Raw genomic sequence first — 26,276 nt, 5'->3', positions numbered from 1 at the left:
ACTAAGCGTGAAGATATCGAGCGTGGTCAAGTATTGGCTAAGCCTGGTTCAATCAAGCCGCACACCCGTTTTGAGGCAGAAATTTACGTGTTGTCAAAAGAAGAAGGTGGGCGTCACACTCCATTCTTCAAAGGCTACCGTCCACAGTTCTACTTCCGTACAACTGACGTAACCGGCAGCTGTGAATTACCGGAAGGCATCGAGATGGTAATGCCAGGTGATAACGTTAAGCTTGACGTTACTCTGATTGCGCCAATCGCTATGGAAGATGGTCTGCGTTTCGCAATTCGCGAAGGTGGCCGTACCGTAGGTGCTGGTGTTGTTGCAAAAATCATCGCTTAAGTGATGACCATAGAAGAACCCTCGCTTGCGGGGGTTTTTCTTTATAGTTGACATATTATCTAGACGCCATTAGAATTGCGCCTCCTTTTATCGGGCGTGCTTTGCCTGATGGGGAAGGTAATCAAGAGTCTGAGGTCAGAATGCAAAATCAACAAATTCGTATCCGGTTGAAGGCTTTTGACCATCGCCTGATCGATCAATCAACCCAGGAAATCGTGGAAACCGCGAAACGTACTGGTGCTCAGGTGCGTGGTCCAATTCCACTGCCGACCCGTAAAGAGCGTTTCACCGTTCTGGTTTCACCGCACGTCAACAAAGACGCGCGCGATCAGTACGAGATTCGCACTCATAAGCGCGTTCTGGACATTGTTCAGCCAACTGATAAAACAGTTGATGCGTTAATGAAGCTTGATCTTGCGGCAGGTGTGGAAGTGCAGATCAGCCTCGGCTAAAACCAGGTGGTTTTAGTCGTGTAACGCTCTGAAATGGGCGGCCATAGCGGGTGAAAGCCCCGTACACTCATGAGGTTTTAGACATGACTATAGGTGTAGTCGGTCGTAAGTGCGGGATGACCCGTATTTTCACCGAAGATGGTGTCTCTATTCCGGTGACTGTTATTGAAGTCGAGCCGAATCGAGTCACTCAGTTCAAAAACGAAGAAAGCGATGGCTATCGCGCTGTGCAAGTGACTGTGGGCGAGCGTCGTGCTTCCCGCGTGACCAAAGCACAAGCAGGTCATTTTGCTAAGGCTGGCGTTGCTGCTGGTCGTACAGTTCTCGAGTTTCGTCTTGAAGAAGGCGAGTACCAAGCGGGCGACCAAGTCACTGTTGACTTGTTTACTGCTGGTCAACTTGTCGACGTAACGGGTCAGACTAAAGGTAAAGGTTTTGCCGGTACCATTAAGCGCTGGAATTTCCGTGGTCAAGACAATACTCACGGTAACTCTGTATCTCACCGTGTTCCGGGTTCGATTGGTCAATGTCAAACTCCGGGTCGCGTCTTCAAAGGCAAAAAAATGTCTGGTCACATGGGCGCTGAGCGTCAGACCACACAGTCCTTAGAAGTCGTGCGTGTCGATGCTGAGCGCAATTTGCTGTTGGTTAAAGGTGCTGTTCCTGGCGCTCCCGGCGGTAATGTCATTGTGCGTGCAGCGGCGAAGGCTCGCGGTTAAGAGGGGAATGCCGAAATGCAAATTAATGTAAATGGCGCCCAGGCAATTGATGTCTGCGAGCGTACCTTTGGCGGCGAGTTCAATGAAACTCTAGTTCACCAAGCAGTCGTGGCTTACATGGCTGGTGGTCGTCAAGGCAGTAAAAAACAAAAGACTCGCTCAGAAGTTTCTGGTGGTGGTAAAAAACCTTGGCGTCAAAAAGGTACTGGTCGTGCCCGTGCTGGTACGATTCGTAGCCCAATCTGGCGTGGGGGCGGAACTACATTCGCTGCTCGTCCACAGGATCACTCACAGAAGCTTAACAAGAAAATGTATCGTGCTGCGATGCGTTCAATTCTTGCTGAGTTGTTACGTCAAGACCGTTTAGTGGTCGTTGAAGATTTTTCTGTTGATGCCCCTAAGACAAAAGCCCTGCTGGGTAAATTGGAAACTCTGGGTCTGCAGGATGTCTTGATCGTTTCAGAGAATGTTGAGCAGAATTTGTATCTTGCTGCTCGCAACTTGCCGCATGTTGATGTGCGTGATGTTCAAGCATCTGATCCAGTAAGTCTGATTGCTTATGACAAAGTCTTAATGACTGTGTCTGCAGTTAAGAAATTTGAGGAGATGCTGGGATGAACCAGGAACGCGTATTTAAAGTGCTACTTGGCCCGCACGTCTCTGAAAAGGCTACTATGCTGGCAGATGGTAAGAGCCAGTTTGTTTTTAAAGTTGCAATCGACGCAACTAAACTGGAAGTCAAAAAGGCCGTTGAAAGCTTATTCGACGTAAAAGTTGCTAACGTTAATACTCTTAAAGCTAAGGGTAAAACTAAGCGTACTGCACGTGGTCTAGGTCGTCGCAACGACTGGAAGAAGGCGTATATCGCTCTTCAGCCAGGCCAGGATATCGATTTCACCAGCAGTGCTGAGTAAGATAGGGGTGCATCATGGCAATTGTTAAATGCAAACCGACTTCGCCTGGCCGTCGTTTCGTCGTCCGCGTAGTCAACAAGGAGCTTCATAAAGGCGCTCCTTACGCACCACTGCTCGAGAAAAAATCGAAGACTGGTGGTCGTAACAATAATGGTCGTATTACCACGCGTCACATCGGTGGTGGACATAAGCAGCATTACCGTTTGGTGGATTTCCGTCGTAACAAAGATGGCATTCCAGCTACAGTAGAGCGTATTGAGTATGATCCTAACCGTACTGCGCACATCGCATTATTGAAATATGCTGATGGTGAGCGTCGTTATATTTTAGCGCCTAAGGGTGTGAGTGCTGGCGAGCAGCTGATGTCGGGTGCGCATGCACCGATTAAAGCAGGTAATAGCTTACCTTTGCGCAACATTCCACTAGGTTCTACAATTCACGGTGTTGAGTTGAAACCAGGTAAAGGTGCACAAATTGCACGTTCTGCTGGTACTTCAGCGCAGTTAGTTGCGCGTGAAGGCGTGTACGTGACTTTGCGTCTACGTTCAGGTGAAATGCGTAAAGTGCTCTCTGAGTGCCGCGCAACACTGGGCGAAGTCTCGAATCATGAGCATTTCTTGCGCTCACTGGGTAAAGCAGGTGCTTCACGTTGGGCAGGCATTCGTCCTACCGTTCGTGGTGCTTGTATGAACCCGGTAGACCACCCGCATGGTGGTGGTGAGGGTCGTACTTCTAGTGGTCGTCACCCGGTTACACCGTGGGGCAAGCCAACTAAAGGCGCGAAAACTCGTTCGAACAAACGCACCGATAACATGATCGTTCATCGCCGCAAATAATTAGAGGGATACGCAAGTGTCACGTTCTCTTAAAAAAGGTCCTTTCATCGATCTTCACCTACTGAAGAAGATTGAAGTAGCGGTGGAAAAGAACGATCGCAAACCAGTGAAAACTTGGTCGCGTCGTTCAATGATTCTTCCGCAAATGGTTGGTTTAACCATTGCTGTACATAACGGTCGTCAACATGTCCCAGTTCTAGTGAGCGAAGATATGGTCGGCCATAAACTAGGCGAATTTTCTGCTACTCGTACCTATCGTGGTCACGTAGCAGACAAGAAAGCCAAGCGTTAAGGGGTATTAATGATGGAAGTTGCCGCTAAGCTGTTGGGCGCTCGCATTTCTGCCCAGAAAGCTCGCTTGGTCGCTGACCAAATTCGCGGGAAGAAAGTGGGTGAAGCGCTTAACATTTTGACTTTCAGTAGCAAAAAAGCTGCTGAGATCATTAAGAAAGTGTTGGAATCTGCGATTGCTAACGCTGAACATAACGAAGGCGCTGATGTAGATGATCTTAACGTCTCTACAGTTTTCGTTAACGAAGGTCGTTCGCTAAAGCGTATCATGCCTCGTGCCAAAGGCCGAGCTGATCGCATCGTCAAGCGGTCTTGCCATATCACTGTCAAGGTTGCCGACAAGTAACGGAGTTTTCAGATGGGTCAGAAAGTACATCCCATTGGCATACGCCTGGGAATAGTCAAGGAACACACGTCTGTTTGGTATGCGGATCGCAAGAACTATGCGAATTATCTGAATGCCGACTTAGAAGTACGTGCGTATCTATTAGACAAATTAAAAAACGCGTCCGTTAGCCGTATCGAGATTGCTCGTCCGGCTCAAACAGCACGTATCACCATCCACACTGCTCGTCCCGGTATTGTTATCGGTAAGAAAGGTGAGGATGTTGAGAAATTACGTCAGGACCTGACCAAAAAAATGGGTGTGCCTGTGCACATCAACATCGAAGAGATCCGCAAGCCGGAACTTGACGGTTTGTTGGTAGCACAGAGCGTTGCTCAGCAGCTGGAGCGTCGTGTGATGTTCCGTCGCGCTATGAAGCGTGCGGTACAGAATGCCATGCGTCTTGGTGCCAAAGGCATCAAAATCCAGGTTGGCGGTCGTCTAGGCGGTGCTGAAATCGCACGTTCTGAATGGTATCGTGAAGGTCGTGTGCCATTGCACACACTGCGCGCTGATATCGATTATGCCACCTACGAAGCACACACCACTTACGGTGTGATTGGCGTCAAGGTTTGGATCTTCAAAGGCGAGGTCATCGGTGGCCAGCATGAAGAACTAAAACCAACGGCACCAGCGCCTCGTAGAAAAGCTGCACGTTAAGGAGTACGCAGAATGTTACAACCAAAGCGTACGAAGTTCCGCAAAATGATGACAGGCCACAACCGTGGCTTGGCTCAGCGCGGTAGTAAAGTTAGCTTCGGCGAATACGGCTTAAAAGCTGTAGCCCGTGGCCGACTCACCGCACGTCAGATTGAGTCAGCGCGTCGCGCGTTGACCCGCCACGTTAAACGTGGTGGTAAGATCTGGATTCGTGTTTTCCCAGACAAGCCGATTACCAAAAAGCCACTCGAAGTTCGTATGGGTAAAGGTAAGGGTTCTGTTGAGTACTGGGTTTGCCTGATTCAACCAGGTAAAGTTCTGTACGAAATTGAGGGTGTTTCGGAAGAATTAGCGCGCGAGGCATTTGCCTTGGCAGCTGCAAAATTACCGATTGCAACATCCTTTGTTAAGCGGACGGTGATGTAATGAAAGCTACCGAACTTCGTGAAAAATCAGTAGAGCAGCTGAACGAGCAATTGCTTGATCTGCTTCGTGACCAGTTTAACTTGCGTATGCAAAAAGCAACTGGCCAATTGACGCAGTCTCACCTGCTGTCGCAAGTGAAGCGTGATATTGCGCGCGTTAAGACTGTGCTCAAGCAGCAGAAGGCAGGTAATTAATCATGGCTGAAGCTCAGAAAACCGTCCGTACGTTAACTGGTATTGTAGTTAGCGATAAAATGGACAAGACAATCACCGTTTTAATCGAGCGTCGCGTTAAGCACCCGATTTACGGTAAATATGTTAAGCGTTCGACTAAACTGCATGCGCATGACGAAACCAATCAATGCCGTGCTGGCGACAAGGTCACTATTAGTGAAACTCGTCCGCTAGCTAAGACTAAGTCTTGGGCACTGGTTGAAGTCGTTGAGCGCGTGGAAGTGGTCTAAGGGCCTAGGGTCGGAGAAATTATATGATTCAGACTCAATCTATGCTCGATGTCGCTGATAACAGCGGCGCTCGTCGAGTAATGTGCATCAAGGTCCTTGGCGGTTCACACCGTCGCTATGCCGGTATCGGTGACATTATTAAGGTCACTGTTAAGGAAGCAATTCCGCGCGGCAAAGTTAAAAAAGGCCAAGTAATGACCGCAGTGGTCGTACGTACCCGTTTTGGTGTGCGTCGTCCAGACGGTTCAATCATTCGCTTCGATGGCAACGCTGCTGTTCTTTTGAACAATAAGCAAGAGCCGATCGGAACTCGTATTTTTGGTCCAGTGACCCGCGAACTTCGTAACGATAAGTTTATGAAGATCGTCTCACTTGCACCTGAAGTACTTTAAGGAGTAGCCGTCATGCAAAAGATTCGTCGTAACGACGAGATCATCGTCATCGCCGGCAAGGATAAAGGCAAACGTGGTAAGGTGCAGCAAGTATTGGCCGACAACCGTCTGGTTGTAACCGGTATCAATATGGTAAAGCGCCATACCAAGCCTAATCCGATGTCCGGAGTTCAGGGCGGTATCGTTGAGAAAGAAGCGCCGTTAAATGCTTCTAACGTGGCTATTTTTAACGCCGAAACCAGCAAAGCAGATCGCGTTGGTTTCAAAGTTGAAGATGGCAAGAAAATTCGTGTCTTCAAGTCAACCCAGAAACCGGTTGAAGCTTGAGGCTGCTAGGTAGATCACCATGGCACGACTGAAAGATATTTATCGGAACGAACTGACACAAAAGCTGAAGGAAGAACTTCAGTTGGCGAACGTTATGGAAGTTCCGCGTGTAACTAAGATTACACTTAACATGGGTTTGGGCGAAGCCGTAACCGATAAGAAAATTATCGAGCACGCAGTTGCAGACCTGGAAAAAATCACTGGCCAAAAGCCTGTGGTGACCTATGCACGCAAATCTATCGCGGGTTTCAAAATCCGTGAAGATTGGCCGATTGGGGTTAAAGTTACTCTGCGTAACGATATTATGTATGAATTCTTGGATCGTTTGCTTTCGATCTCCCTGCCTCGGGTTCGCGACTTCCGCGGCCTGAATGCCAAGTCTTTCGACGGACGCGGTAACTACAGCATGGGCGTTAAAGAGCAAATCATTTTCCCAGAAATTGATTACGATAAAATCGATACGCTGCGCGGATTGGACATTACTTTGACCACTACCGCACGTAACGATGTAGAAGGCCGTGCTTTATTGCGTGCTTTCAAATTCCCTTTCCGTAACTGAGGGTTAGCACATGGCTAAGAAAAGCATGATCAACCGTGAGCTGAAACGTACGCTAACGGTAGCAAAGTACGCTGTAAAGCGTGCCGCGCTTAAAGCTATCATTGCCAATCCAGAGTCTAGCGACGAAGCGCGCTGGGAAGCTCAGGTTGCATTGCAAAAGCAACCACGTGACGCCTGTCCTGCACGTCAGCGTAACCGCTGCCGTATTACAGGTCGTCCACATGGTGTTTATCGCAAGTTCGGTTTAGGCCGTAATAAATTGCGTGAAGCAGCAATGCGAGGCGATGTACCAGGTTTGGTTAAGTCCAGCTGGTAATAAATTTAGCTCATAATGCTATTGTGAGCTAAAAATATACGATCAAGCCCCTTATGGGGCTTGATTCGTTTGTGCCTTATCAATTAGAATGTCCGGCTCGCAGAGTCTTTACATTTCTAATTGTTTTGCGATAGTGGCCGATTAGGCCTTTTAATTTCTGTATCAGGAGCTACAAGCCCATGAGTATGCAGGACCCGTTGTCAGATATGCTGACTCGAATCCGTAATGCCCAGATGGCTGAAAAGTCTGTTGTGAGCATGCCTTCATCAACATTGAAGCAAGCTGTTGCTAACGTTCTTAAGAACGAAGGCTATATCGCAGACTTTCAGATCAGCAGTGACGCCAAGCCATTGTTATCCATCGAATTAAAGTACTTTGAAGGCCGTCCGGTCATCGAAGAGATCAAACGTGTTAGCCGTCCTGGTTTACGCCAGTACAAAGCGGTTAGCGGACTGCCAAAGGTTCGTGCAGGTCTAGGTATTGCGATCGTTTCCACCAATAAAGGTGTGATGACTGATCGTGCTGCCCGTGCTGCCGGAATCGGTGGCGAAGTTCTTTGTAGCGTATTCTAAGGGGGATAAGCATGTCTCGCATTGCTAAAAATCCCGTCACGCTACCGGCTGGTGTTGAGTTAAAACTTGCTGGCCAAGAGCTTTCGGTGAAGGGTGCTAAAGGCGCTCTAGATTTGACTGTGCACTCTTCTGTTGAGGTGACTCAAGAAGGCGGCGAACTACGTTTCGCAGCACGTAATGGTGATCAACAGTCACGCGCTATGGCCGGTACTACCCGTGCTTTAGTAAATAACATGGTGACTGGTGTTAGCCAAGGTTTTGAGCGTAAATTGCAACTTGTTGGTGTGGGCTATCGTGCTCAAGCCAAAGGACCGATTTTATCTTTGGCTCTTGGTTTCTCTCATCCTATTGATTATGAATTGCCTGAAGGCGTTACGGCTGAAACGCCAAGCGCTACTGATATCATTATTCGTGGTATCGACAAGCAAGTTCTGGGTCAGGTTGCTGCCGAAATTCGTCAGTATCGCCGTCCAGAACCATACAAAGGCAAAGGTGTGCGTTACGCTGAAGAAGTAGTGCGCCGCAAAGAAGCTAAGAAGAAGTAGGGCTAGCAAATGAACGACAAGAAAGTTTCAAGACTGCGTCGCTCTCGCAAAGCACGTCTGAAAATGAACGAGTTACAAGTAACTCGTCTTTGCGTGTTTCGCTCTTCGCAGCACATTTATGCCCAGGTCATTTCGGCCGACGGCAGCCAAGTATTAGTTTCGGCTTCTACTCTGGATTCGCAGCTGCGCGATGGTGCCACTGGCAACATCGAAGCAGCCAAAAAAGTAGGCCAGCTGGTCGCCGAGCGTGCGAAAGCCGCTGGAGTTGCCAAAGTGGCTTTTGACCGTTCTGGCTTCAAGTACCATGGTCGTGTGAAAGCACTGGCTGATGCTGCTCGTGAAGGCGGGCTGGAGTTTTAAGTTATGGCAAATCACGAGCAAAGACGCGATAACCGCGATGACAGCCGCGATGAGGGCTACATCGAGAAATTGGTGCAAGTCAACCGCGTAGCAAAGACCGTTAAAGGCGGCCGTATCTTCACTTTCACAGCGCTGAGTGTTGTTGGTGATGGTAAAGGACGTGTTGGTTTCGGCCGCGGCAAATCACGCGAAGTTCCAGCAGCAATTCAAAAAGCTATGGAAGCAGCGCGCCGCAATATGATTCAGGTTGATTTAAATGGTGTTACTTTACAGTACCCAATTAAAGCTGTGCATGGTGCTTCACGCATCTTCATGCAGCCTGCATCAGAAGGTACTGGCGTAATCGCCGGTGGTGCAATGCGCGCCGTTTTAGAGGTTGCAGGTGTTCAGGACGTATTAGCTAAGTGCTACGGTTCTACCAACCCAGTTAACGTTGTTTATGCAACGTTCAAAGGTTTGAAAACTATGCAATCGCCTGATTCAGTTGCTGCTAAGCGTGGCAAAAGTGTCGAGGAGATTCTTTAACCATGTCTCAAGCAACCGTTAAAGTGACTCTTATTAAGAGCACGATTGGCCGCTTGGCTAATCACAAGGCTTGCGTACGTGGCTTAGGCCTACGTCGCATTGGTCACACCGTTGAAGTTCTGGATACTCCAGAAAATCGCGGCATGATCAATACAGCTTATTATTTGCTTCGAGTGGAGGGCTGATCCATGCAACTGAACGATTTGTGTTCTGCACCAGGCGCCCGTCGCAACAAGCTTCGAGTTGGCCGTGGTATTGGTAGTGGCTCAGGTAAGACTGCTGGTCGTGGTCATAAAGGTTTGTCTTCACGTTCTGGCGGTAAAGTTGCCCCAGGATTTGAGGGTGGCCAGCAACCACTGTACAAGCGTCTGCCTAAATTTGGTTTCACTTCATTGAAAGCAATGGATCGTGCAGAAGTTCGTACTTCTGAACTGTCCAAAGTTGATGGTGATGTGGTATCAGTGCAGTCTCTTAAAGATGCCAATATTATTGGTTTGCACGTAAAACGCGTTAAAGTCATGTTGTCTGGTGACGTTACTCGCGCAGTTACGTTGCAGGGTATTGGGGTCACCAAAGGTGCTCGCAGTGCTATCGAAGCAGCTGGCGGAAAAATCGAGGAATAAATGGCTAAGCAAGGTTCTCTCTCTGCGGTGGGTGGTGGTGGTTTGTCCGAATTATGGGCACGCTTACGTTTCCTCTTCATGGCGATTATTGTCTATCGTATCGGTGCACATATTCCAGTTCCTGGAATCAACCCTGATCGACTCGCAGACCTGTTTCGACAGAATGAGGGAACCATTCTCAGCCTGTTCAACATGTTTTCTGGTGGTGCGCTTGAGCGTATGAGTATCTTCGCGCTTGGTATCATGCCGTACATTTCGGCATCGATTATCATGCAGTTGATGACCGCTGTGAGCCCTCACTTAGAGCAGTTGAAGAAAGAAGGTGAGTCTGGTCGTCGTAAGATAAGCCAGTACACCCGATACGGCACCTTGTTATTGGCATTTGTACAGGCAATTGGTATGTCCGTTGGTCTGGCCAGTCAAGGTGTTGCTTTCGCAACCGACTTCAACTTCTACTTTGTCGCCGTAACAACTTTTGTTGCTGGTGCAATGTTTATGATGTGGTTAGGTGAGCAAATTACTGAGCGCGGTGTGGGCAACGGCATTTCAATGCTGATTTTTGCCGGTATCGTTGCTGGTTTGCCTTCTGCAATCGGACAGTCTTTCGAGTCTGCTCGTCAAGGTGATATTAATATCTTCGCCTTAATTGCAATCGGTATGCTTGCTGTTGCAATCATTGGGTTCGTCGTGTTTATCGAGCGTGGACAGCGTCGTATTGCCGTGCATTATGCTAAGCGCCAACAAGGTCGCAAAGTGTTTGCAGCGCAAACGAGCCATCTACCTCTGAAAGTGAATATGGCTGGTGTAATTCCAGCTATTTTCGCCAGTAGTATCTTGTTGTTCCCGGCGTCTCTTGGTCAGTGGTTTGGCCAGTCTGAGAGCATGTCGTGGCTTGCAGATGTATCGCAAGCGCTGGCACCAGGGCAGCCGTTAAATATTTTGCTATTTAGTGCAGGGATTATTTTCTTCTGCTTCTTCTATACAGCATTGATGTTTAACCCTAAAGATGTTGCTGAAAACCTGAAAAAATCCGGTGCGTTTATTCCGGGTATCCGTCCGGGAGAGCAGTCAGCACGCTACATTGATAGTGTTTTGACTCGCTTGACCGCGTTTGGTGCCTTGTACATGACGGCTGTATGTTTGTTACCGCAATTTCTTGTTGTGGCAGCAAATGTGCCGTTTTATCTCGGCGGGACATCGCTGTTGATCGTTGTTGTGGTTGTAATGGACTTCATGGCTCAAGTACAATCGCACCTCGTTTCTAACCAGTACGAATCCCTGATGAAAAAATCCAACCTGAAAGGCTATGGTGGCAGTGGTTTAATGCGCTAATAGGTCTTCAGGCTATAGGAGTTAGTGATGAAAGTTCGTGCATCGGTGAAAAAGCTTTGCCGCAACTGCAAGATCGTACGTCGCGAAGGTGTTGTTCGCGTGATCTGTAAAGCGGAACCACGTCATAAGCAGCGCCAAGGCTGATTGTGTTGTGTCATGAACCGGGCAGCTAGTGCGCTGTTCGGTTGATTAATAGTTATACAGCAATAGATCTTACTTTCGATCTTGGCTTCCTGAGAGTAAGTAGCTGTCAATTGGAGTTACACTGAATGGCCCGTATTGCAGGCGTTAACATTCCGGATAACAAACATACTGTTATCTCGCTGACTTATATCTTCGGAATAGGTCGGACAACTGCGCAGAAGATTTGCGCTGCTACTGGAGTCAATCCAGCAGCAAAAATTAAAGATCTCTCTGATGAGCAGATTGAGCAGTTGCGTGGCGAAGTTGCTTCTCTTCACACAGAAGGTGATTTGCGTCGCGAAATCAACATGAACATCAAGCGTCTGATGGATCTGGGTTGCTACCGTGGCTTACGTCACCGTCGTAGCTTGCCACTCCGTGGTCAGCGCACCAAAACCAACGCGCGTACCCGTAAAGGCCCACGCAAGCCGATCCGTAAGTAATCGCATTGGTTCTAGATAGGAATTTGATTAATGGCTAAAGCAGCTGCTCGTCCTCGTAAAAAAGTTAAAAAGACAGTGGTAGATGGCATCGCCCATATCCATGCATCTTTTAACAATACAATTATTACAATTACAGACCGTCAGGGTAATGCTCTGTCATGGGCTACTTCAGGTGGTTCTGGTTTCCGCGGTTCGCGTAAAAGTACTCCGTTTGCAGCGCAAGTTGCAGCCGAGCGTGCTGGTCAAGCGGCGCTGGAATTTGGTTTGAAAAATTTAGATGTTAACGTCAAGGGCCCAGGTCCTGGTCGTGAATCAGCAGTCCGCGCTTTGAATGGTTGCGGTTATAAAATCGCAAGCATCACCGACGTGACGCCCATCCCACATAACGGATGCCGCCCGCCGAAAAAGCGCCGCGTGTAAATTAGGAGACAGTGAAAAATGGCTCGTTACATTGGTCCCAAATGCAAACTGTCCCGTCGTGAAGGCACAGACCTCTTCTTGAAGAGTGGTTCACGCGCGATTGAATCTAAATGCAACATTGAATCAGCACCTGGCCAGCATGGTCAGCGTCGCGGACGTTTATCTGAGTACGGTACTCAGCTGCGTGAGAAGCAAAAAGTTCGTCGTATGTACGGCATCCTTGAGCGTCAATTCGCAAGCTACTACAAAGAAGCAGCGCGCCGTAAAGGTGCAACTGGTGAAAACCTGCTGCAACTTTTAGAGTCACGTTTGGATAACGTTGTATACCGTATGGGCTTTGGCTCTACACGTGCTGAGTCTCGTCAGTTGGTTTCGCATAAGTCGATTTCCATCAATGGCCAGACTGTTAACATCCCGTCATACCAGGTTCAACCAGGTGACGTGGTTGCTGTACGTGAAAAGTGCAAAAACCAATTACGTATTTCCCAGGCTCTCGAATTGTGTGTCCAACGTGGCCGCGTCGAGTGGGTTGATGTAGATGCAGAGAAGAAGTCAGGCGTTTATAAAAGCGTTCCTGAGCGTAGTGATCTGTCAGCCGACATCAACGAAAGCCTGATTGTCGAGCTCTACTCCAAGTAAGGGCTAGAAAATAGGTGTATCCATGCAGATTTCGGTAAATGAGTTCCTGACCCCTCGTCAAATTAATGTTGACATGGTCAGCCCGACCCGCGCCAGAATTACGCTTGAGCCTCTTGAGCGTGGTTTTGGACATACTTTGGGTAACGCGCTACGGCGTATACTGTTGTCTTCAATGCCTGGCTGTGCAGTTGTCGAAGTTGAAATCGACGGCGTATTGCACGAGTACAGTGCTATTGAAGGGGTTCAAGAAGATGTCATTGAGATTCTTCTTAACCTTAAAGGCCTTGCTGTGATTATGCACGGTCGTGACGAAGCCACGCTGACTCTCAGCAAAAAAGGGCCGGGCGTGGTGACTGCTGCCGATATTAAGCTGGATCATGATGTGGAAATCGTCAATGGCGACCACGTGATTGCTAATCTGGCTGATAAGGGCGCATTGAATATGAAGCTACGTATTGCACGTGGCCGTGGCTATGAATCAGCTGATTCGCGTTTTAGCGAAGAAGATGAAACTCGTAGTATCGGTCGTTTGCAAATCGATGCCTTATTCAGTCCTGTTCGTCGCGTAGCTTACGTGGTGGAAAACGCCCGTGTTGAACAGCGTACTAACTTGGACAAGCTGATCATTGACCTCGAAACCAATGGCACACTTGATCCTGAAGAAGCGATTCGTCGCAGTGCAACAATTCTGCAGCACCAGCTCGCAGCGTTCGTTGACCTTCAAGGTGAAGCGCAGCCAGTTGAAGAGAAACCGGAAGACGAGATTGATCCAATCTTGTTGCGTCCAGTTGATGATTTAGAGTTGACCGTGCGTTCGGCAAACTGCCTCAAAGCAGAAAGCATCTACTACATTGGTGATCTGATTCAGCGCACTGAAGTAGAGTTGTTGAAAACTCCGAACTTGGGTAAAAAATCCCTGACTGAAATCAAGGATGTTTTAGCCTCGCGTGGTCTGTCCCTCGGTATGCGCCTAGACAACTGGCCGCCGGCAAGTTTGAAGAAAGACGATAAGGCCACGGCCTGATCGCCATTATCACCGAACCGAAGAGTTTGGTAAGGAATTGAATCATGCGTCATCGTAAAAGTGGCCGTCACTTAAGCCGTACCAGCGCCCACCGCAAGGCTATGTTCCAGAACATGGCAGTGTCGCTGTTCGAGCATGAACTGATCAAAACTACATTGCCTAAAGCTAAAGAACTGCGCCGCGTTGCTGAGCCGTTAATTACTTTAGCCAAAGAAGATAGCGTTGCGAACCGTCGTTTAGCCTTTGACCGTACCCGCTCTAAATCAGCGGTTGGTAAATTGTTTAACGATTTAGGTAAGCGTTATGCAACTCGTCAAGGCGGATACCTACGCATTTTAAAATGCGGCTTCCGTGCTGGCGATAACGCGCCTATGGCTTATGTTGAACTGGTTGACCGTCCGGTTACTGGTGAAGTAGAAGCTGCAGAGTAAGCAATATTGCAGTTCAAAAAACCGAGCCTTGTGCTCGGTTTTTTTATGCCTATCTTTGCGGTATAGAGATTAACTATCGTCTGCTTTTGTGGAATCCATTAGGCTCTTGGCGTTTTTTTCGCTACTCTCATGTTGAGTCCATTGTTTGATAGACCAGCAGGAGAAACGCTATGACTGACAAGCCGAAACTCACATCTGTTTCTGGATGTCCGATTGCCAACAACCAAGATAGTTTAACCGCAGGTGCACGAGGCCCGATGCTGCTGCAGGATGTTTGGTTTTTGGAAAAACTCGCGCACTTTGATCGCGAAGTGATTCCAGAGCGCCGTATGCACGCTAAAGGATCTGGCGCTTTCGGTAGCTTCACCGTCACCCACGACATCACGCAGTTCACTAAAGCGACGATGTTTGCTGAAGTCGGCAAACAAACCGATATGTTTGTACGCTTCTCTACCGTCGCTGGCGAGCGCGGCGCTGCCGATGCTGAACGTGATATCCGTGGCTTTGCTATGCGGTTTTACACCGAGCAGGGTAACTGGGATTTGGTCGGTAACAATACGCCAGTATTCTTCTTCCGTGACCCGCTGAAGTTCCCTGACCTGAACCATGCGGTGAAACGTGATCCGCGCACCAACATGCGCAGTCCAACCAATAATTGGGATTTCTGGACCGGATTGCCTGAAGCTCTACACCAAGTCACTATTGTAATGAGTGACCGCGGTATTCCTGCCTCTTATCGTCATATGCATGGCTTTGGCTCGCATACCTTCAGTTTTATTAATGCCAAGAATGAGCGCTACTGGGTTAAGTTCCATTTCAAAACTCAGCAGGGCATTAAAAATCTGACTGACCAAGAAGCTACTGATCTGGTTGGGAAAGACCGTGAAAGCTCGCAGCGTGACTTGTATGAAGCGATTGAGCGCAGTGATTTCCCGCGCTGGACCATGTATGTGCAAATCATGCCAGAAGCCGATGCAGCTAAAGTGCCTTATCACCCGTTTGATCTGACTAAAGTGTGGCCAAAAGGTGACTATCCACTGATTGAAGTGGGTTATTTTGAACTGAATAAAAATCCTGAGAATTATTTTGCCGATGTTGAGCAAGCGGCCTTTAACCCAGCGCACATTGTGCCAGGTATAGGTTTCTCGCCAGACCGCATGTTGCAAGGACGACTGTTCTCCTATGGTGACGCCCAGCGCTACCGTTTGGGTGTGAATCACTCGCAGATCCCAGTGAACACACCGCGTTGTCCGTATCACAGCTACCACCGCGATGGTGCGATGCGCGTGGATGGTAACCAAGGCAGTCGCTTACATTATGAGCCAAACAGTCAGGGCGAATGGCAAGAGCAGCCAGATTTCTCTGAGCCACCCTTGGCTTTAGAAGGCGCAGCAGATCGCTTTGATTATTGGGAAACTGAGCCAGACTATTTTACCCAACCAGGTAATTTATTCCGCCTGATGAGCCCAGCGCAGCAACAGGTACTGTTTGATAACACTGCGCGCAACATGAACGGTGTGCCAGATGAAATCAAGATGAAGCACATCTGCCACTGCATGCAGGCTGATCCTGCGTACGGTCAAGGGGTTGCGAAAGCACTGGGCATTGATCTGCCTAAGTAACTCGATCCATGACGCTCAGAGCAACACACAAGCCTCTTAATTGAGGCTTGTGTGTTTTATTGCTTAGAGTTTTTCCTTTAGGAAGCGTCCGGTATGCGAAAGACTATTTTCAGCCACCTGTTCTGGTGTGCCAGTGGCGATAATTTCCCCGCCACCTGATCCGCCTTCTGGTCCAAGGTCGATAATCCAGTCTGCGGTTTTAATCACATCCAAATTATGCTCAATGACCACCACGGTATTGCCGCGATCTCGCAGACGATGTAAGACATCGAGTAATTGCTGAATGTCAGCAAAATGTAAACCTGTGGTTGGTTCATCGAGGATATACAAAGTTTGGCCAGTATCACGCTTGGACAGCTCGCGAGAGAGCTTCACCCTTTGCGCTTCACCTCCAGACAGCGTGGTAGCGCTTTGGCCGAGACGAATATAGGATAGGCCGACATCAATCAGCGTTTGCAGCTTACGTGCTAAGGCTGGGACGGGATCAAAGAATGCACGGGCTTCTTCAATGGTCATATCCAGTACTTCATGAATATTCTTGCCTTTATAGCGAATATCCAAGGTTTCACGGTTATAACGCTTGCTCTTACAGGTATCGCAAGCCACGTAGATATCAGCCAAGAAGTGCATCTCAACCTTAATCACGCCGTCACCTTGGCACGCTTCGCAACGACCACCTTTGACGTTAAAAGAGAAGCGTCCAGGGCTATAGCCGCGTGCGCGCGATTCCGCCACGCCCGAAAAAAGCTCGCGGATTGGCGTGAAGATCCCAGTGTAAGTGGCAGGGTTAGAGCGCGGTGTACGGCCGATCGGGCTTTGGTCAATATCCACCACCTTATCTAACAGCTCTACGCCTTCTATGGAGTCGTAGGCAGCTGCTTCCAGAGTGGTTGCGCCATTAAGCGCGGTAGCCATCAAGGGATACAAAGTGTTATTGATCAGGGTTGATTTACCTGAGCCGGAAACGCCGGTTACGCAGGTCAATAAACCCAGCGGAATATCTAAATCAACATTCTTGAGATTATTGCCGCGAGCGCCATGTAAGCGCAGCATCTTCTCTGGATTGACTGCGGTGCGCTGCTTTGGATAGGTGATTTGCACCTTGCCTGACAGGTATTGCCCAGTGAGTGACGCAGGGTTTGCCATCACTTCAGCCGGTGTGCCTTGGGCAACGATCTCACCGCCATGCACGCCAGCTCCAGGCCCGATATCAACCACGTAGTCGGCCATGCGAATGGCATCTTCATCGTGTTCCACGACGATCACCGTATTGCCGATTTTGCGCAGATGATCCAGGGTGTTGAGCAGGCGTTCGTTATCACGCTGATGCAAGCCAATGGAGGGTTCATCAAGGATATACATCACGCCAACCAGGCCTGCACCAATTTGGCTGGCCAGGCGAATACGTTGGGCTTCACCGCCGGATAAGGTGTCGGCGCTGCGATTGAGCGTCAGATAATTTAAGCCAACGTTAACCAAAAACTGTAAGCGCGCGCTAATCTCTTTAAGTATTTTCTCGGCAATTTCACCGCGCTTACCAGGTAAGCTCAGTGTCGTGAAGTACTCAAAAGCTTCACCAATGGGCATTGCGGTAATGGTTGGCAGCGTATTTTCGCCAACCCAAACATGCCGTGCCTCGCGCCGCAAACGTGCGCCTTCACAGTCAGGGCAGGCTTGGGTACTTAAATATTTGGCCAGCTCTTCACGGACGGTATTGGATTCAGTTTCACGGTAGCGGCGCTCTAGGTTAGGCACTATGCCTTCAAACGGGTGGGCGCGTTTAACGATATCGCCGCGATCGTTGAGGTAGCGAAACTCGATCTCTGTTTTCCCTGTGCCGTGCAGAATGACTTGTTGTGTGGCTTTATCCAGTGACTGGAAGGGCACCTCAAGACTGAAATCATAATGCTGGGCCAGTGAGCTGAGCATTTGAAAGTAGTAGACGTTGCGTCGATCCCAGCCACGGATCGCACCTTCCGCCAAGGTCAGTTCACCATTGACCAAGCGCCGGGTATCAAAAAACTGTTTAACCCCTAACCCGTCACAGCTTGGGCAAGCACCGGCTGGGTTATTAAAGGAAAATAACTTGGGTTCCAGTTCACTGATCGCATGGCCGCAATGTGGACAAGCAAAGCGTGCAGAAAACACCATTTCTTTGCTGCCGTCATCGTCCATTGAGGCGACTAAAGCGATACCGTCGGTAAGACGCAGGGCTGTTTCAAAGGATTCCGCCAAACGTTGCGCGAGGTCATCACGCACTTTGAAGCGGTCAACCACCACATCAATCGATTGCTTTTTCTGTTTATCCAGTTTTGGCACATCATCGATTTCATGCAGCGTGCCGTTGACGCGAACGCGGACAAAGCCTTGTGCACGCATTTCTTCAAAGACCGATAGATGCTCCCCCTTGCGCTCACGTACCACCGGAGCCAGCAGCATTAAGCGCGTCTCTGCTTCGCGTGCAAGGACCAAGTCGACCATTTGGCTGATGGTTTGCGCTTCTAGTGGCACATGATGATCAGGACAGTGCGGTATACCGGCGCGGGCATAGAGCAAACGCAAATAGTCATAAATTTCGGTAATCGTACCGACAGTAGAGCGCGGGTTATGTGAGGTTGATTTTTGCTCAATAGAAATCGCCGGCGACAACCCTTCAATGGTGTCGACATCGGGTTTTTCCATCATTGATAAAAACTGCCGTGCATAAGCCGAGAGAGACTCTACGTAACGGCGTTGGCCTTCGGCATATAAGGTATCGAAGGCTAATGAAGACTTACCCGAACCTGATAGGCCGGTGATCACAATCAATTTATTGCGCGGTAAGTCGAGATCAATATTCTTTAAATTATGGGTACGAGCCCCACGAACTACTATGGTATCCACTGCATTCCTCGCGTTGCGAGTGTAAACGGTTGAGTATACGGGTTAGAGGTATGCTGCGGCAAAGCGTTCTGCCTGTTAGAATCGCGGGTCTAGATAAAGGGGGTGTGATGAACGACCATAATAATGATGCGATGAACGCTCTAGAACGACGTGCGACCGCTGGCTTATCGCTGGTTTTTGCTTTTCGTATGTTGGGAATGTTTATGGTGCTACCGGTACTTGCCACCTATGGGCAAGAGTTATCTGGAGCGACGCCTTTTCTACTGGGGTTAGCCATTGGTGCTTACGGTTTAACCCAAGCATTTTTACAAATTCCGTTTGGCATGCTGTCTGATCGTTTTGGCCGTTTGCCGGTTATCTATATTGGTTTATTGATCTTTGCCGCCGGCAGCGTGGTGGCCGGTTTATCTGATTCGGTGTGGGGCGTAATTGCTGGACGGATCTTGCAAGGTGCCGGCGCTATTTCAGCAGCAGTGATGGCGCTGTTGTCGGATGTCACTCGTGAGCAACATCGCACTAAGGCAATGGCGGTGATTGGTATCAGTATTGGCATCTCCTTTTCCGTGGCGATGGTGGTAGGGCCGTTAGTCACTCGCGGTTTTGGCTTGTCTGGGTTGTTTTGGTTTACCGCAGCGATGGCGATACTGGGTATTTTTATTATTGCTTTGAGTGTCCCTAAGCCTGCTGTGCAGTTGCAGCATCGTGAATCAGGCGTGGCTCCTGCAGCCTTGTCAGCAACCCTGCGTAATGTGGCATTACTGCGTTTGGATTTCGGTATTTTTGTCCTGCATGCCTTATTAATGGCCAGCTTTATTGCTTTGCCTTTGACGTTGGTCGAGCAGGGCGGATTGCCCAAAGAGGAACATTGGTGGGTGTATCTGGTGGCCATGTTCGTCGGTTTTTTTGCCATGCTGCCGTTTATTATTTATGGTGAAAAAAAACGCAAAATGAAGCGAGTGTTCATCGGCGCTATTAGCGTGCTACTGCTCAGTGAATTATTCTTCTGGTGGTTCGGTCAAAACCTGACATTGTTAGTCATCGGCACTATTATCTTTTTTACTGCGTTTAATTTATTAGAAGCCAGTTTGCCATCCTTGATTAGTAAGGTGGCACCCGCCGGCGCTAAAGGCACGGCAATGGGCGTGTATTCGACCAGCCAATTTTTAGGCGCGGCATTGGGTGGTATTTTTGGTGGCTGGCTGTTTAGTTTGGGCGGTGCATCAATAGTTTTTGCAGGATGTGCAGCACTTGCAGCACTCTGGTTGTTTTTTGCTGCTAATATGCAAGAGCCGCCGTATGTCACCAGTCTGCGCTTGCCGGTATCCCCAGCAGCGCTACAAGCAACACAATGGTTGACTGCATTACGTTCACAAGCAGGTGTCATGGATGCTGTGTTGGTGGCAGAGGAAGCTGCTGTTTATGTAAAATTTGATACGCAAATAATAGATCGCGCGACTGTTGAGACGTATTTATAACTGATCGCAGTGTGCAGACCGTTTGGAGAAAGCTATGGCTCGTGGAATTAACAAAGTAATTTTAATTGGTAATGTGGGCGGCGACCCAGAAACCCGTTATTTGCCTAATGGCAATGCGGTGACTAATCTGACCTTAGCGACCAGTGATAGCTGGCGCGATAAGCAAACTGGACAAATGCAAGAGCGCACCGAATGGCACCGCGTGTCGTTTTTCGGAAAAATCGCGGAAATTGCTGGCCAGTATTTGCGCAAAGGTTCGAAAGTTTATATCGAAGGCCGTTTGCAAACCCGTGAGTGGGAAAAAGATGGTGTGAAACGCTATACCACGGAAATTGTTGTGGATATGGGCGGCACGATGCAAATGCTTGATGGCCGTGGTGATAATGAAGGTGGCAGTCGTCCTCCAGCAGCACCGCGTCAACCACAGTCTCAGCCGCAACAGCAGCAAGCGCCGCAAGCACAACAGCGTCCTGCACCAAGCACTCAGTATGATGCACAACCGGCACCGGACTACGATAGTTTTGATGATGACATCCCGTTCTGAGGATGGACCTAGAGAACAAATTATAAAAATATCTCTGAGGGGCTGATATGCAATTGCGCTTGGTTTTGCTGGGTGGTGGTAACGCGTTAGGACAGGCTTTGGTGCGCTTAGGTGCTGAAGACGATATATCTTTTCTGGCCCCTAAGCCGGAACAAGGTGCCTGGGATGCGGCCAGCTTAACCAGCCTGATTGATGATGTACGCCCCGATGCGGTGATTAATCTTGCCTATTACTATGATTGGTTTCAGGCCGGTGCTGTTGATCCGCTGCATTTTGTCCCGCAGGAGCGCGCAATCGAGCGTTTAGCGCAACTGTGCAAACATTACGACTGCATCTTGTTACAGCCGTCCAGTTATCGTGTGTTTGATGGCGCGCGAGCTACAGCGTATAACGAAACCAATGAATGCAAGCCGCTTAGTCCACGTGGGCAAGCGCTAATGCGCATGGAGCAAGGTGTACGTTCCTTATGCTCTAAGCATGTATTGCTGCGTTTTGGTTGGCTGTTGGATGACAGTCCTGAAGGTATGCTGGGTCGAGTCTTGCGACGCGCTCAGGATCATGAGTTGATTGAAATGGCTGATGATCGACGCGGTAATCCAACGCCGGTTGAAGATGCGGCGCGAGTGATTCTGGCAATACTCAAACAACTCGATTGTGCTGCACCGCTGTGGGGTACATACCATTATGGTGGGCAGGAAGCGGCGACAGTGCTATCAGTTGCGCAAGCAATTTTAGCTGAGGCTCAAGCATGGCGACCACAGTTAAGTCAAAACGTAGAGCCGCATGCTCATGCGAGTTTTGCTGATGCGCTGATAGAGCCACAGCATGGTGTGCTGGACAGCCGTAAGATTACCCATACTTTTGGTATTAAACCGCGGGCTTGGCGCACAGGCTTAAGCGACTTGCTGGATAGCTACTATCGCAATGTTTAGTCTGGATACGCACGATAGCTAAAGATGATGTGTGGCAGGGTTCGCTACAAGGCGGGACTAGAAAAAATATCGGAAATGCATAGTGGTACAAATAAAAACAGGCGCATTAAGCGCCTGTTTTTTGTTTAAAGTTTCTAAATCTTAGAACTTGTAGCCAAGACCAACCATGTAAACCAGTGGTTCGACCTCAACGTTCACTTTGGCTCGTAGGCCGTTATAGTTAACATATGCTGTAGTATCAATATCAATGTAACGGATTTGCCCGTTAATCATTAACTTATCGGTCAACATATAGTCTGCGCCGACTTGTGCAGCCCAGCCCCAAGTGTTGTTTACACGGAAGTTATCGAAGCCCTTAGCTGTCGCACTGTTACTCACTTTCTCATCAAAGAACCAAGTGTAAGTCAGGCCTGCACCCACGTAAGGCTGGAAGGCCGATTTACTGTCTAAAGGGTAAAACACAGCACTTAGCGTTGGTGGTAAGTGTTTTAGGCTACCAAGTTCACCGTTAACTGGAGCTAAAGAAGTGCCTTTGATTGCAACGTCATGCTTAAAAGGTGAGGCTGCTAATAACTCAACACCAAAATGATCCGTCAACATGTAAGCAAAGTTCAGACCTAGCTGGGTGTCATTGCCTAAAGTAGCTTTACCACCAAGGTCTAAATTAGCGCCGCGATCGACTTTAACACTAGAAGAATTTTCTTTAGTTTGTACGGTAATCGCACCCGCACGAACGATAATATCGCCAGCTTGGTGAGCTTGAACTGAAGGTGCAGCAATAGCTAATGCCAATAATGATGTAGCGAATAAAGTTGTGCGCATGATGTGCTCCGTTTGCAACTTATAGTTTGTGTTGGTTAGTAACAATGTTACGTAACGAAGCAAAACGGCTTTTGATGTAGGTCAACAAAGCTATGGGTAATAGGTTTTGGTCGGTGAATACAGCCTTGAAAAGACATTAATCGGTAGATTGACTGCACAAGGATTTTCTTTGCGCAGTTATTTTCGTGTAGAGCAGCATATTTCTTTGACATTTTTTAGACAGAAACAGACAAATGAAAAGCGTTGCAGCATTCATGCTCACAAAGCGGTAAACTTGCCGGCATATTTTTTCTTACTCCGTTGGAGCGTTTCATGTCACGCACGAGTTTAAGTCGTTTCCTTATTGAGCAAACACGTTCACATCAAACCCCAGCAGAGCTGCGCTTTTTAATCGAAGTAGTAGCGCGTGCTTGTAAAATGATCAATCACCAAGTGTCGAAAGGCGCGCTCGGTGGTGTTTTAGGCAGCATGGGCACTGAAAACGTGCAGGGCGAAGTACAGAAGAAGCTGGATGTTTTATCCAATGAAATTCTGCTTGAAGCCAACGAGTGGGGCGGCCACTTAGCCGGTATGGCATCTGAGGAAATGGATAATGCTTATCAGATTCCAGGTAAGTATCCAAAAGGCTCCTACTTATTAGTATTTGATCCACTGGATGGCTCTAGCAACATTGATGTCAACGTATCAGTGGGTACAATTTTCTCGGTACTGCGTTGCCCTGACCGCAATGGTGAAGAGGGTGACTTAGGTGAAGAAGCATTCTTACAGCCAGGTACTGAACAAGTCGCCGCAGGTTATGCCATTTATGGTCCGCAAACGATGCTGGTGCTGACTTTAGGCAATGGTGTTAAAGGTTTTACTCTGGATGCAGAAATGGGCTCATTTATTTTGACCCATGATGATATTCGCGTGCCTGAGCAAACTGCAGAATTTGCGATCAACATGTCTAATCAGCGCCACTGGGAAGCTCCGGTACAGCGCTATGTGGATGAGTTGTTGCAGGGCGAAGAAGGTCCGCTGGAGAAAAACTATAATATGCGTTGGGTCGCAGCAATGGTTGCCGATGTACACCGTATTTTGACTCGTGGTGGCATCTTTATGTATCCACGAGACAGCCGTGAGCCAGAGAAACCAGGCAAGTTACGCTTGATGTACGAAGCCAACCCAATGTCGTTCATTATTGAGCAAGCGGGTGGCGTGTCGACCAATGGTTATCAGCGCATTATGGATATTCAGCCTAGCTCTTTGCATGAGCGGGTTGCAGTGTTCTTGGGATCAAAAGAAGAAGTCGAGCGCATAACTGGTTATCACAGCAAATAAAATCCATTATTTGTTGCCCAAGTGATGCATTCTAAAAAGCCAGACATTGTCTGGCTTTTTAATATTTTATATTTTCCGTATTGATCTGTGTCAGTGTTTGCTGTTTTAGCTTTCCCTTGAGCTTTCTGCTTAGAAATCTGTATGCCCCATCGCCAGTGGTTTTGCGTGGTTAGTAGCTAAAGTGCCTTGAGCTGTAAAAAAATGCTATGACTTTGGTCAAGGAGTATTATTCGCTCAGCTTGCTAAGCTCAAAGCACTTTCTGGTATTAGGGCATGATCATGCAGGTTACTTCTCATTATCCGCAATGGCGCGTGCTAGAGCGCATTTCTTGGCTAGCTGTGTTGTTTGTCGTGTTTTTCTATGCGATTAACAGCGTGCAAGCTGCTGAGTTGACTGCATTGGAAAAAGGGCGGATCGCTTTAGCCTTTCCGCAGTCGGGTACGATCTCTGAACCTGAAGGCGATTTTCAGATTCGTAAGATTTTATCGGGCGATGAGTTGCTCGGTTATGCCTATCAAACGATTAACGTAGTTGATATTCCAGCCTACTCAGGCAAGCCCATCAATCTGCAGGTGATCCTCGATCCACAGGGGGTCATTAAAGATGCCTATGTGTTAGAGCATCACGAGCCGATTCTGCTCATTGGTATCCCTGAGCAAAAACTGCATGATTTTGCGGCTAAATATGATGGTATTAAAGTTGACCAGCGTGTAGTGATTGGTCGTTCCAGAGATGAGTCGGCGATTACCATTGATGCCGTCTCGGGGGCAACCGTCACTGTCATGGTGGTCAATGAAGCCATTATGCGTTCGGCGCACCAAGTTGCCGTTTCTTTAGGTCTGGTTAAAGCTCACGCGCAAATTAAAAACAAGCCCGCCATCGTTTTAATGGATCAATATCAAAAAGCCAGCTGGACAACGCTGACCGGTGATGGCTCGATTCGCCGCTTGTTGCTCAATCGTGGTCAAGTAGATGACGCCTTTATTGGTAGTGAGGCGGAAGGTGTCGAAGCGGCCAAGCCAGAACAGCGTGATGATACCTTTATTGATCTCTATGTCGCCGAACTTAATCCGCCAACCATTGGTCGTAACTTGCTGGGCGAGCGTCAGTATCAAGACTTAATGGATGAACTCAAGCCTGATGAGCACGCAATTGTAGTGCTGGGTAATGGTGAGTATTCATTTAAAGGTTCGGGGTATGTGCGCGGCGGTATTTTTGACCGTATTCAATTGCGCCAATTTGGCGATATTGTCAGTTTCCGCGACTTAGACTTTTACCGTTTAAGTGATGTGTACGCCGAGGGTATGCCTGACTTTACTGAAATGGGCATCTTTATTGTGCGTCCACAGTATGCTTTTGATTCAGGTTCAGATTGGACTTTAGAGCTGTTAGTGCGCCGTCAGACTGGCCCGGTTGACAGTATCTTTACCAGCTTTGAATTGCCGTACCAAATCCCTGAAATGTACATTGAGCGTCCGCCGTTAACTGCCTCTGAGCAAGCCGCGATTGACGAAGCGAACCGTCCCCTGTGGATGAATATTTGGTATCAGAAAGACTTCCAGATTGTTGTGTTAGGCGTTGGTTTGGTGGTGCTGTTCGCGATTATGTTCTTCCAAGACTACTTGGTGCGCTACCCTAAACTGCTGCACCGCGTGCGTATGGGTTACTTAACCTTTACTGTGGTATTCATTGGTTGGTATGCATTGGGGCAGCTCTCCATTGTTAACGTACTGACCTTTGCTCACTCCATCATGCATGACTTTAGTTGGGAGCTATTTTTAAGCGATCCCATCATCTTTATTCTCTGGGGTGTGACTGCTGCGATTGTCTTGCTGTGGGGACGTGGCGTGTTCTGTGGCTGGTTATGTCCATTTGGCGCCTTGCAGGAAATCATCAATGAAATTGCTCGTAAGATAAAAATCCCTCAGTACGACGTGCCTTTTGCTCTGCATGAGCGACTCTGGGCGATTAAGTACATTATTTTACTGGTGCTGTTTGGTATTTCTCTTGAGTCCATGTCTGCTGCTGAGCAGTATGCGGAAATTGAACCTTTTAAAACCGCAATCACTCTCAAGTTTGATCGCCAGTGGTGGTTTGTTCTATATGCCGTGATTTTGTTAGTGGTTAATATCTTTACTCGTAAAGTGTATTGCCGCTATATCTGTCCGTTGGGCGCCGCTTTAGCGATTCCAACCAAACTACGTTTATTTGACTGGCTCAAGCGTCGTAAAGAATGTGGTACACCGTGCCAGTTGTGTGCAGTTGAGTGTGAAGTTCAAGCCATTCACCCCGATGGCACGATCAACGCCAATGAGTGCCACCACTGCCTCGATTGCCAAGTAACTTACTTTAATGAGGATCGTTGTCCCCCTCTCGTGGCGAAGAAAAAACGCCGCGAACGCACTAAAGCAGCTCCGCAAACGCAAGAGCCGCAATTGATTCCGGCCGTCCAGCTGGAAACCCCGTCTTAATTCCGTCCAAATTAAGGCAAATTACCA

General features: G+C 48.5%; 37 protein-coding genes. 35 read left to right on the top strand and 2 right to left on the bottom strand.

Annotated elements, in window-relative coordinates; all coding sequences use genetic code 11:
• The 30 genes from H591_RS0102955 to H591_RS0102810 all read left to right on the top strand — a co-directional run.
• On the top strand, positions 1-342 hold a 342-nt coding region (locus H591_RS0102955), incomplete at its 5' end, for an EF-Tu C-terminal domain-related protein (protein ID WP_022965459.1).
• Positions 343-482: 140 nt separating this feature from the next.
• Positions 483-794: a 30S ribosomal protein S10 gene (gene rpsJ / locus H591_RS0102950; protein ID WP_003186070.1), complete on the top strand. Its 312-nt coding sequence runs from the start codon at positions 483-485 to the stop codon at positions 792-794.
• Positions 795-877: 83 nt separating this feature from the next.
• Positions 878-1,513, top strand: a complete 636-nt coding sequence (gene rplC / locus H591_RS0102945; RefSeq protein ID WP_022965458.1) for a 50S ribosomal protein L3 — start codon at positions 878-880, stop codon at positions 1,511-1,513.
• A gap of 15 nt (positions 1,514-1,528) precedes the next feature.
• Positions 1,529-2,131, top strand: a complete 603-nt coding sequence (rplD, locus tag H591_RS0102940; protein ID WP_022965457.1) for a 50S ribosomal protein L4 — start codon at positions 1,529-1,531, stop codon at positions 2,129-2,131.
• Complete coding sequence (rplW, locus tag H591_RS0102935) at positions 2,128-2,427, top strand: 50S ribosomal protein L23 (RefSeq protein WP_022965456.1); 300 nt, start codon at positions 2,128-2,130, stop codon at positions 2,425-2,427. Before rplD ends, rplW begins: the two co-directional genes overlap by 4 nt.
• Positions 2,428-2,441: 14 nt before the next feature.
• Positions 2,442-3,263 (top strand): 50S ribosomal protein L2, encoded by an 822-nt coding sequence (gene rplB / locus H591_RS0102930; protein WP_022965455.1) that lies wholly within the window; start codon positions 2,442-2,444, stop codon positions 3,261-3,263.
• A 16-nt stretch (positions 3,264-3,279) separates the two neighbouring features.
• Complete coding sequence (rpsS, locus tag H591_RS0102925; RefSeq protein WP_022965454.1) at positions 3,280-3,555, top strand: 30S ribosomal protein S19; 276 nt, start codon at positions 3,280-3,282, stop codon at positions 3,553-3,555.
• Positions 3,556-3,567: 12 nt separating this feature from the next.
• Positions 3,568-3,900: a 50S ribosomal protein L22 gene (rplV, locus tag H591_RS0102920; protein WP_022965453.1), complete on the top strand. Its 333-nt coding sequence runs from the start codon at positions 3,568-3,570 to the stop codon at positions 3,898-3,900.
• A gap of 12 nt (positions 3,901-3,912) precedes the next feature.
• Positions 3,913-4,599, top strand: coding sequence for a 30S ribosomal protein S3 (rpsC, locus tag H591_RS0102915; RefSeq protein WP_022965452.1), 687 nt, complete (start codon positions 3,913-3,915; stop codon positions 4,597-4,599).
• A 12-nt stretch (positions 4,600-4,611) separates the two neighbouring features.
• Positions 4,612-5,025, top strand: a complete 414-nt coding sequence (rplP, locus tag H591_RS0102910) for a 50S ribosomal protein L16 (RefSeq protein WP_022965451.1) — start codon at positions 4,612-4,614, stop codon at positions 5,023-5,025.
• Positions 5,025-5,219, top strand: coding sequence for a 50S ribosomal protein L29 (gene rpmC / locus H591_RS0102905; RefSeq protein WP_022965450.1), 195 nt, complete (start codon positions 5,025-5,027; stop codon positions 5,217-5,219). The genes rplP and rpmC overlap by 1 nt, the downstream gene beginning before the upstream one ends.
• Before the next feature lie 2 nt (positions 5,220-5,221).
• Positions 5,222-5,488, top strand: a complete 267-nt coding sequence (gene rpsQ, locus H591_RS0102900; RefSeq protein ID WP_022965449.1) for a 30S ribosomal protein S17 — start codon at positions 5,222-5,224, stop codon at positions 5,486-5,488.
• Positions 5,489-5,511: 23 nt separating this feature from the next.
• Positions 5,512-5,880: a 50S ribosomal protein L14 gene (gene rplN, locus H591_RS0102895; protein ID WP_022965448.1), complete on the top strand. Its 369-nt coding sequence runs from the start codon at positions 5,512-5,514 to the stop codon at positions 5,878-5,880.
• 12 nt (positions 5,881-5,892) lie between these two features.
• Positions 5,893-6,207, top strand: a complete 315-nt coding sequence (gene rplX / locus H591_RS0102890; RefSeq protein WP_022965447.1) for a 50S ribosomal protein L24 — start codon at positions 5,893-5,895, stop codon at positions 6,205-6,207.
• A 19-nt stretch (positions 6,208-6,226) separates the two neighbouring features.
• Entirely contained in the window at positions 6,227-6,766 is a 540-nt protein-coding gene (gene rplE, locus H591_RS0102885) for a 50S ribosomal protein L5 (RefSeq protein ID WP_022965446.1), read from the top strand.
• Positions 6,767-6,776: 10 nt separating this feature from the next.
• Positions 6,777-7,082: a 30S ribosomal protein S14 gene (gene rpsN, locus H591_RS0102880; protein ID WP_022965445.1), complete on the top strand. Its 306-nt coding sequence runs from the start codon at positions 6,777-6,779 to the stop codon at positions 7,080-7,082.
• Positions 7,083-7,261: 179 nt separating this feature from the next.
• On the top strand, positions 7,262-7,654 hold the full coding sequence (gene rpsH, locus H591_RS0102875; RefSeq protein WP_022965444.1) for a 30S ribosomal protein S8: 393 nt from the start codon (positions 7,262-7,264) through the stop codon (positions 7,652-7,654).
• Between the two features lie 11 nt (positions 7,655-7,665).
• Positions 7,666-8,199 carry a 50S ribosomal protein L6 gene (rplF, locus tag H591_RS0102870; RefSeq protein ID WP_022965443.1) on the top strand — a complete coding sequence of 178 codons (534 nt, stop codon included), beginning with the start codon at positions 7,666-7,668 and terminating at the stop codon, positions 8,197-8,199.
• Positions 8,200-8,208: 9 nt separating this feature from the next.
• Complete coding sequence (gene rplR / locus H591_RS0102865) at positions 8,209-8,559, top strand: 50S ribosomal protein L18 (RefSeq protein ID WP_028244128.1); 351 nt, start codon at positions 8,209-8,211, stop codon at positions 8,557-8,559.
• Positions 8,560-8,562: 3 nt separating this feature from the next.
• The gene (rpsE, locus tag H591_RS0102860; protein ID WP_022965441.1) at positions 8,563-9,084 is read left to right on the top strand and encodes a 30S ribosomal protein S5; all 522 of its coding nucleotides are present in this window, start codon (positions 8,563-8,565) and stop codon (positions 9,082-9,084) included.
• A 2-nt stretch (positions 9,085-9,086) separates the two neighbouring features.
• Positions 9,087-9,269: a 50S ribosomal protein L30 gene (gene rpmD / locus H591_RS0102855; protein ID WP_022965440.1), complete on the top strand. Its 183-nt coding sequence runs from the start codon at positions 9,087-9,089 to the stop codon at positions 9,267-9,269.
• A 3-nt stretch (positions 9,270-9,272) separates the two neighbouring features.
• Positions 9,273-9,707 carry a 50S ribosomal protein L15 gene (gene rplO / locus H591_RS0102850; RefSeq protein WP_022965439.1) on the top strand — a complete coding sequence of 145 codons (435 nt, stop codon included), beginning with the start codon at positions 9,273-9,275 and terminating at the stop codon, positions 9,705-9,707.
• Positions 9,708-11,039 (top strand): preprotein translocase subunit SecY, encoded by a 1,332-nt coding sequence (gene secY, locus H591_RS0102845; RefSeq protein ID WP_022965438.1) that lies wholly within the window; start codon positions 9,708-9,710, stop codon positions 11,037-11,039. It abuts the gene before it with no gap.
• A gap of 27 nt (positions 11,040-11,066) precedes the next feature.
• Entirely contained in the window at positions 11,067-11,183 is a 117-nt protein-coding gene (gene rpmJ / locus H591_RS0102840; protein ID WP_028244127.1) for a 50S ribosomal protein L36, read from the top strand.
• A gap of 125 nt (positions 11,184-11,308) precedes the next feature.
• On the top strand, positions 11,309-11,665 hold the full coding sequence (gene rpsM, locus H591_RS0102835) for a 30S ribosomal protein S13 (RefSeq protein ID WP_022965437.1): 357 nt from the start codon (positions 11,309-11,311) through the stop codon (positions 11,663-11,665).
• Between the two features lie 30 nt (positions 11,666-11,695).
• Positions 11,696-12,085, top strand: coding sequence for a 30S ribosomal protein S11 (gene rpsK, locus H591_RS0102830; protein WP_022965436.1), 390 nt, complete (start codon positions 11,696-11,698; stop codon positions 12,083-12,085).
• Positions 12,086-12,103: 18 nt separating this feature from the next.
• A complete protein-coding gene (gene rpsD, locus H591_RS0102825; RefSeq protein ID WP_022965435.1) occupies positions 12,104-12,724 on the top strand; it encodes a 30S ribosomal protein S4 in 621 nt (206 codons plus the stop codon).
• A 22-nt stretch (positions 12,725-12,746) separates the two neighbouring features.
• Positions 12,747-13,748 (top strand): DNA-directed RNA polymerase subunit alpha, encoded by a 1,002-nt coding sequence (locus tag H591_RS0102820; protein WP_022965434.1) that lies wholly within the window; start codon positions 12,747-12,749, stop codon positions 13,746-13,748.
• A 44-nt stretch (positions 13,749-13,792) separates the two neighbouring features.
• The gene (gene rplQ / locus H591_RS0102815) at positions 13,793-14,179 is read left to right on the top strand and encodes a 50S ribosomal protein L17 (RefSeq protein WP_022965433.1); all 387 of its coding nucleotides are present in this window, start codon (positions 13,793-13,795) and stop codon (positions 14,177-14,179) included.
• Between the two features lie 170 nt (positions 14,180-14,349).
• The gene (locus H591_RS0102810; RefSeq protein ID WP_022965432.1) at positions 14,350-15,801 is read left to right on the top strand and encodes a catalase; all 1,452 of its coding nucleotides are present in this window, start codon (positions 14,350-14,352) and stop codon (positions 15,799-15,801) included.
• A 63-nt stretch (positions 15,802-15,864) separates the two neighbouring features.
• On the opposite strand, the gene uvrA is transcribed toward H591_RS0102810, so the two are convergent.
• A complete protein-coding gene (gene uvrA / locus H591_RS0102805; RefSeq protein WP_022965431.1) occupies positions 15,865-18,684 on the bottom strand; it encodes an excinuclease ABC subunit UvrA in 2,820 nt (939 codons plus the stop codon).
• A gap of 107 nt (positions 18,685-18,791) precedes the next feature.
• Between uvrA and H591_RS0102800 the strand changes: the two genes are divergently transcribed.
• Genes H591_RS0102800 through H591_RS0102790 form a run of 3 tightly spaced genes read left to right on the top strand, consistent with a single transcriptional unit; the run spans position 18,792 to position 21,635 of the window.
• The gene (locus H591_RS0102800; protein WP_022965430.1) at positions 18,792-20,159 is read left to right on the top strand and encodes an MFS transporter; all 1,368 of its coding nucleotides are present in this window, start codon (positions 18,792-18,794) and stop codon (positions 20,157-20,159) included.
• 34 nt (positions 20,160-20,193) lie between these two features.
• Positions 20,194-20,703, top strand: a complete 510-nt coding sequence (locus H591_RS0102795; RefSeq protein ID WP_022965429.1) for a single-stranded DNA-binding protein — start codon at positions 20,194-20,196, stop codon at positions 20,701-20,703.
• Positions 20,704-20,750: 47 nt separating this feature from the next.
• Positions 20,751-21,635: a sugar nucleotide-binding protein gene (locus tag H591_RS0102790; protein WP_022965428.1), complete on the top strand. Its 885-nt coding sequence runs from the start codon at positions 20,751-20,753 to the stop codon at positions 21,633-21,635.
• A 141-nt stretch (positions 21,636-21,776) separates the two neighbouring features.
• Here H591_RS0102790 and H591_RS0102785 read toward each other — a convergent pair whose 3' ends face one another.
• The gene (locus tag H591_RS0102785; RefSeq protein ID WP_022965427.1) at positions 21,777-22,457 is read right to left on the bottom strand and encodes an OmpW/AlkL family protein; all 681 of its coding nucleotides are present in this window, start codon (positions 22,455-22,457) and stop codon (positions 21,777-21,779) included.
• Between the two features lie 312 nt (positions 22,458-22,769).
• Between H591_RS0102785 and H591_RS0102780 the strand changes: the two genes are divergently transcribed.
• Together H591_RS0102780 and nosR are read left to right on the top strand one after the other, a co-directional pair.
• Positions 22,770-23,777 (top strand): class 1 fructose-bisphosphatase, encoded by a 1,008-nt coding sequence (locus tag H591_RS0102780; protein WP_022965426.1) that lies wholly within the window; start codon positions 22,770-22,772, stop codon positions 23,775-23,777.
• Between the two features lie 279 nt (positions 23,778-24,056).
• Positions 24,057-26,249, top strand: coding sequence for a transcriptional regulator NosR (gene nosR, locus H591_RS0102775; RefSeq protein ID WP_084702537.1), 2,193 nt, complete (start codon positions 24,057-24,059; stop codon positions 26,247-26,249).
• Positions 26,250-26,276 lie beyond the last annotated feature (27 nt).

The sequence above is a fragment of the Denitrificimonas caeni DSM 24390 genome (assembly GCF_000421765.1).
Lineage (GTDB): Bacteria > Pseudomonadota > Gammaproteobacteria > Pseudomonadales > Pseudomonadaceae > Denitrificimonas > Denitrificimonas caeni.
This window is presented reverse-complemented; position numbering and strand designations above follow the sequence as displayed.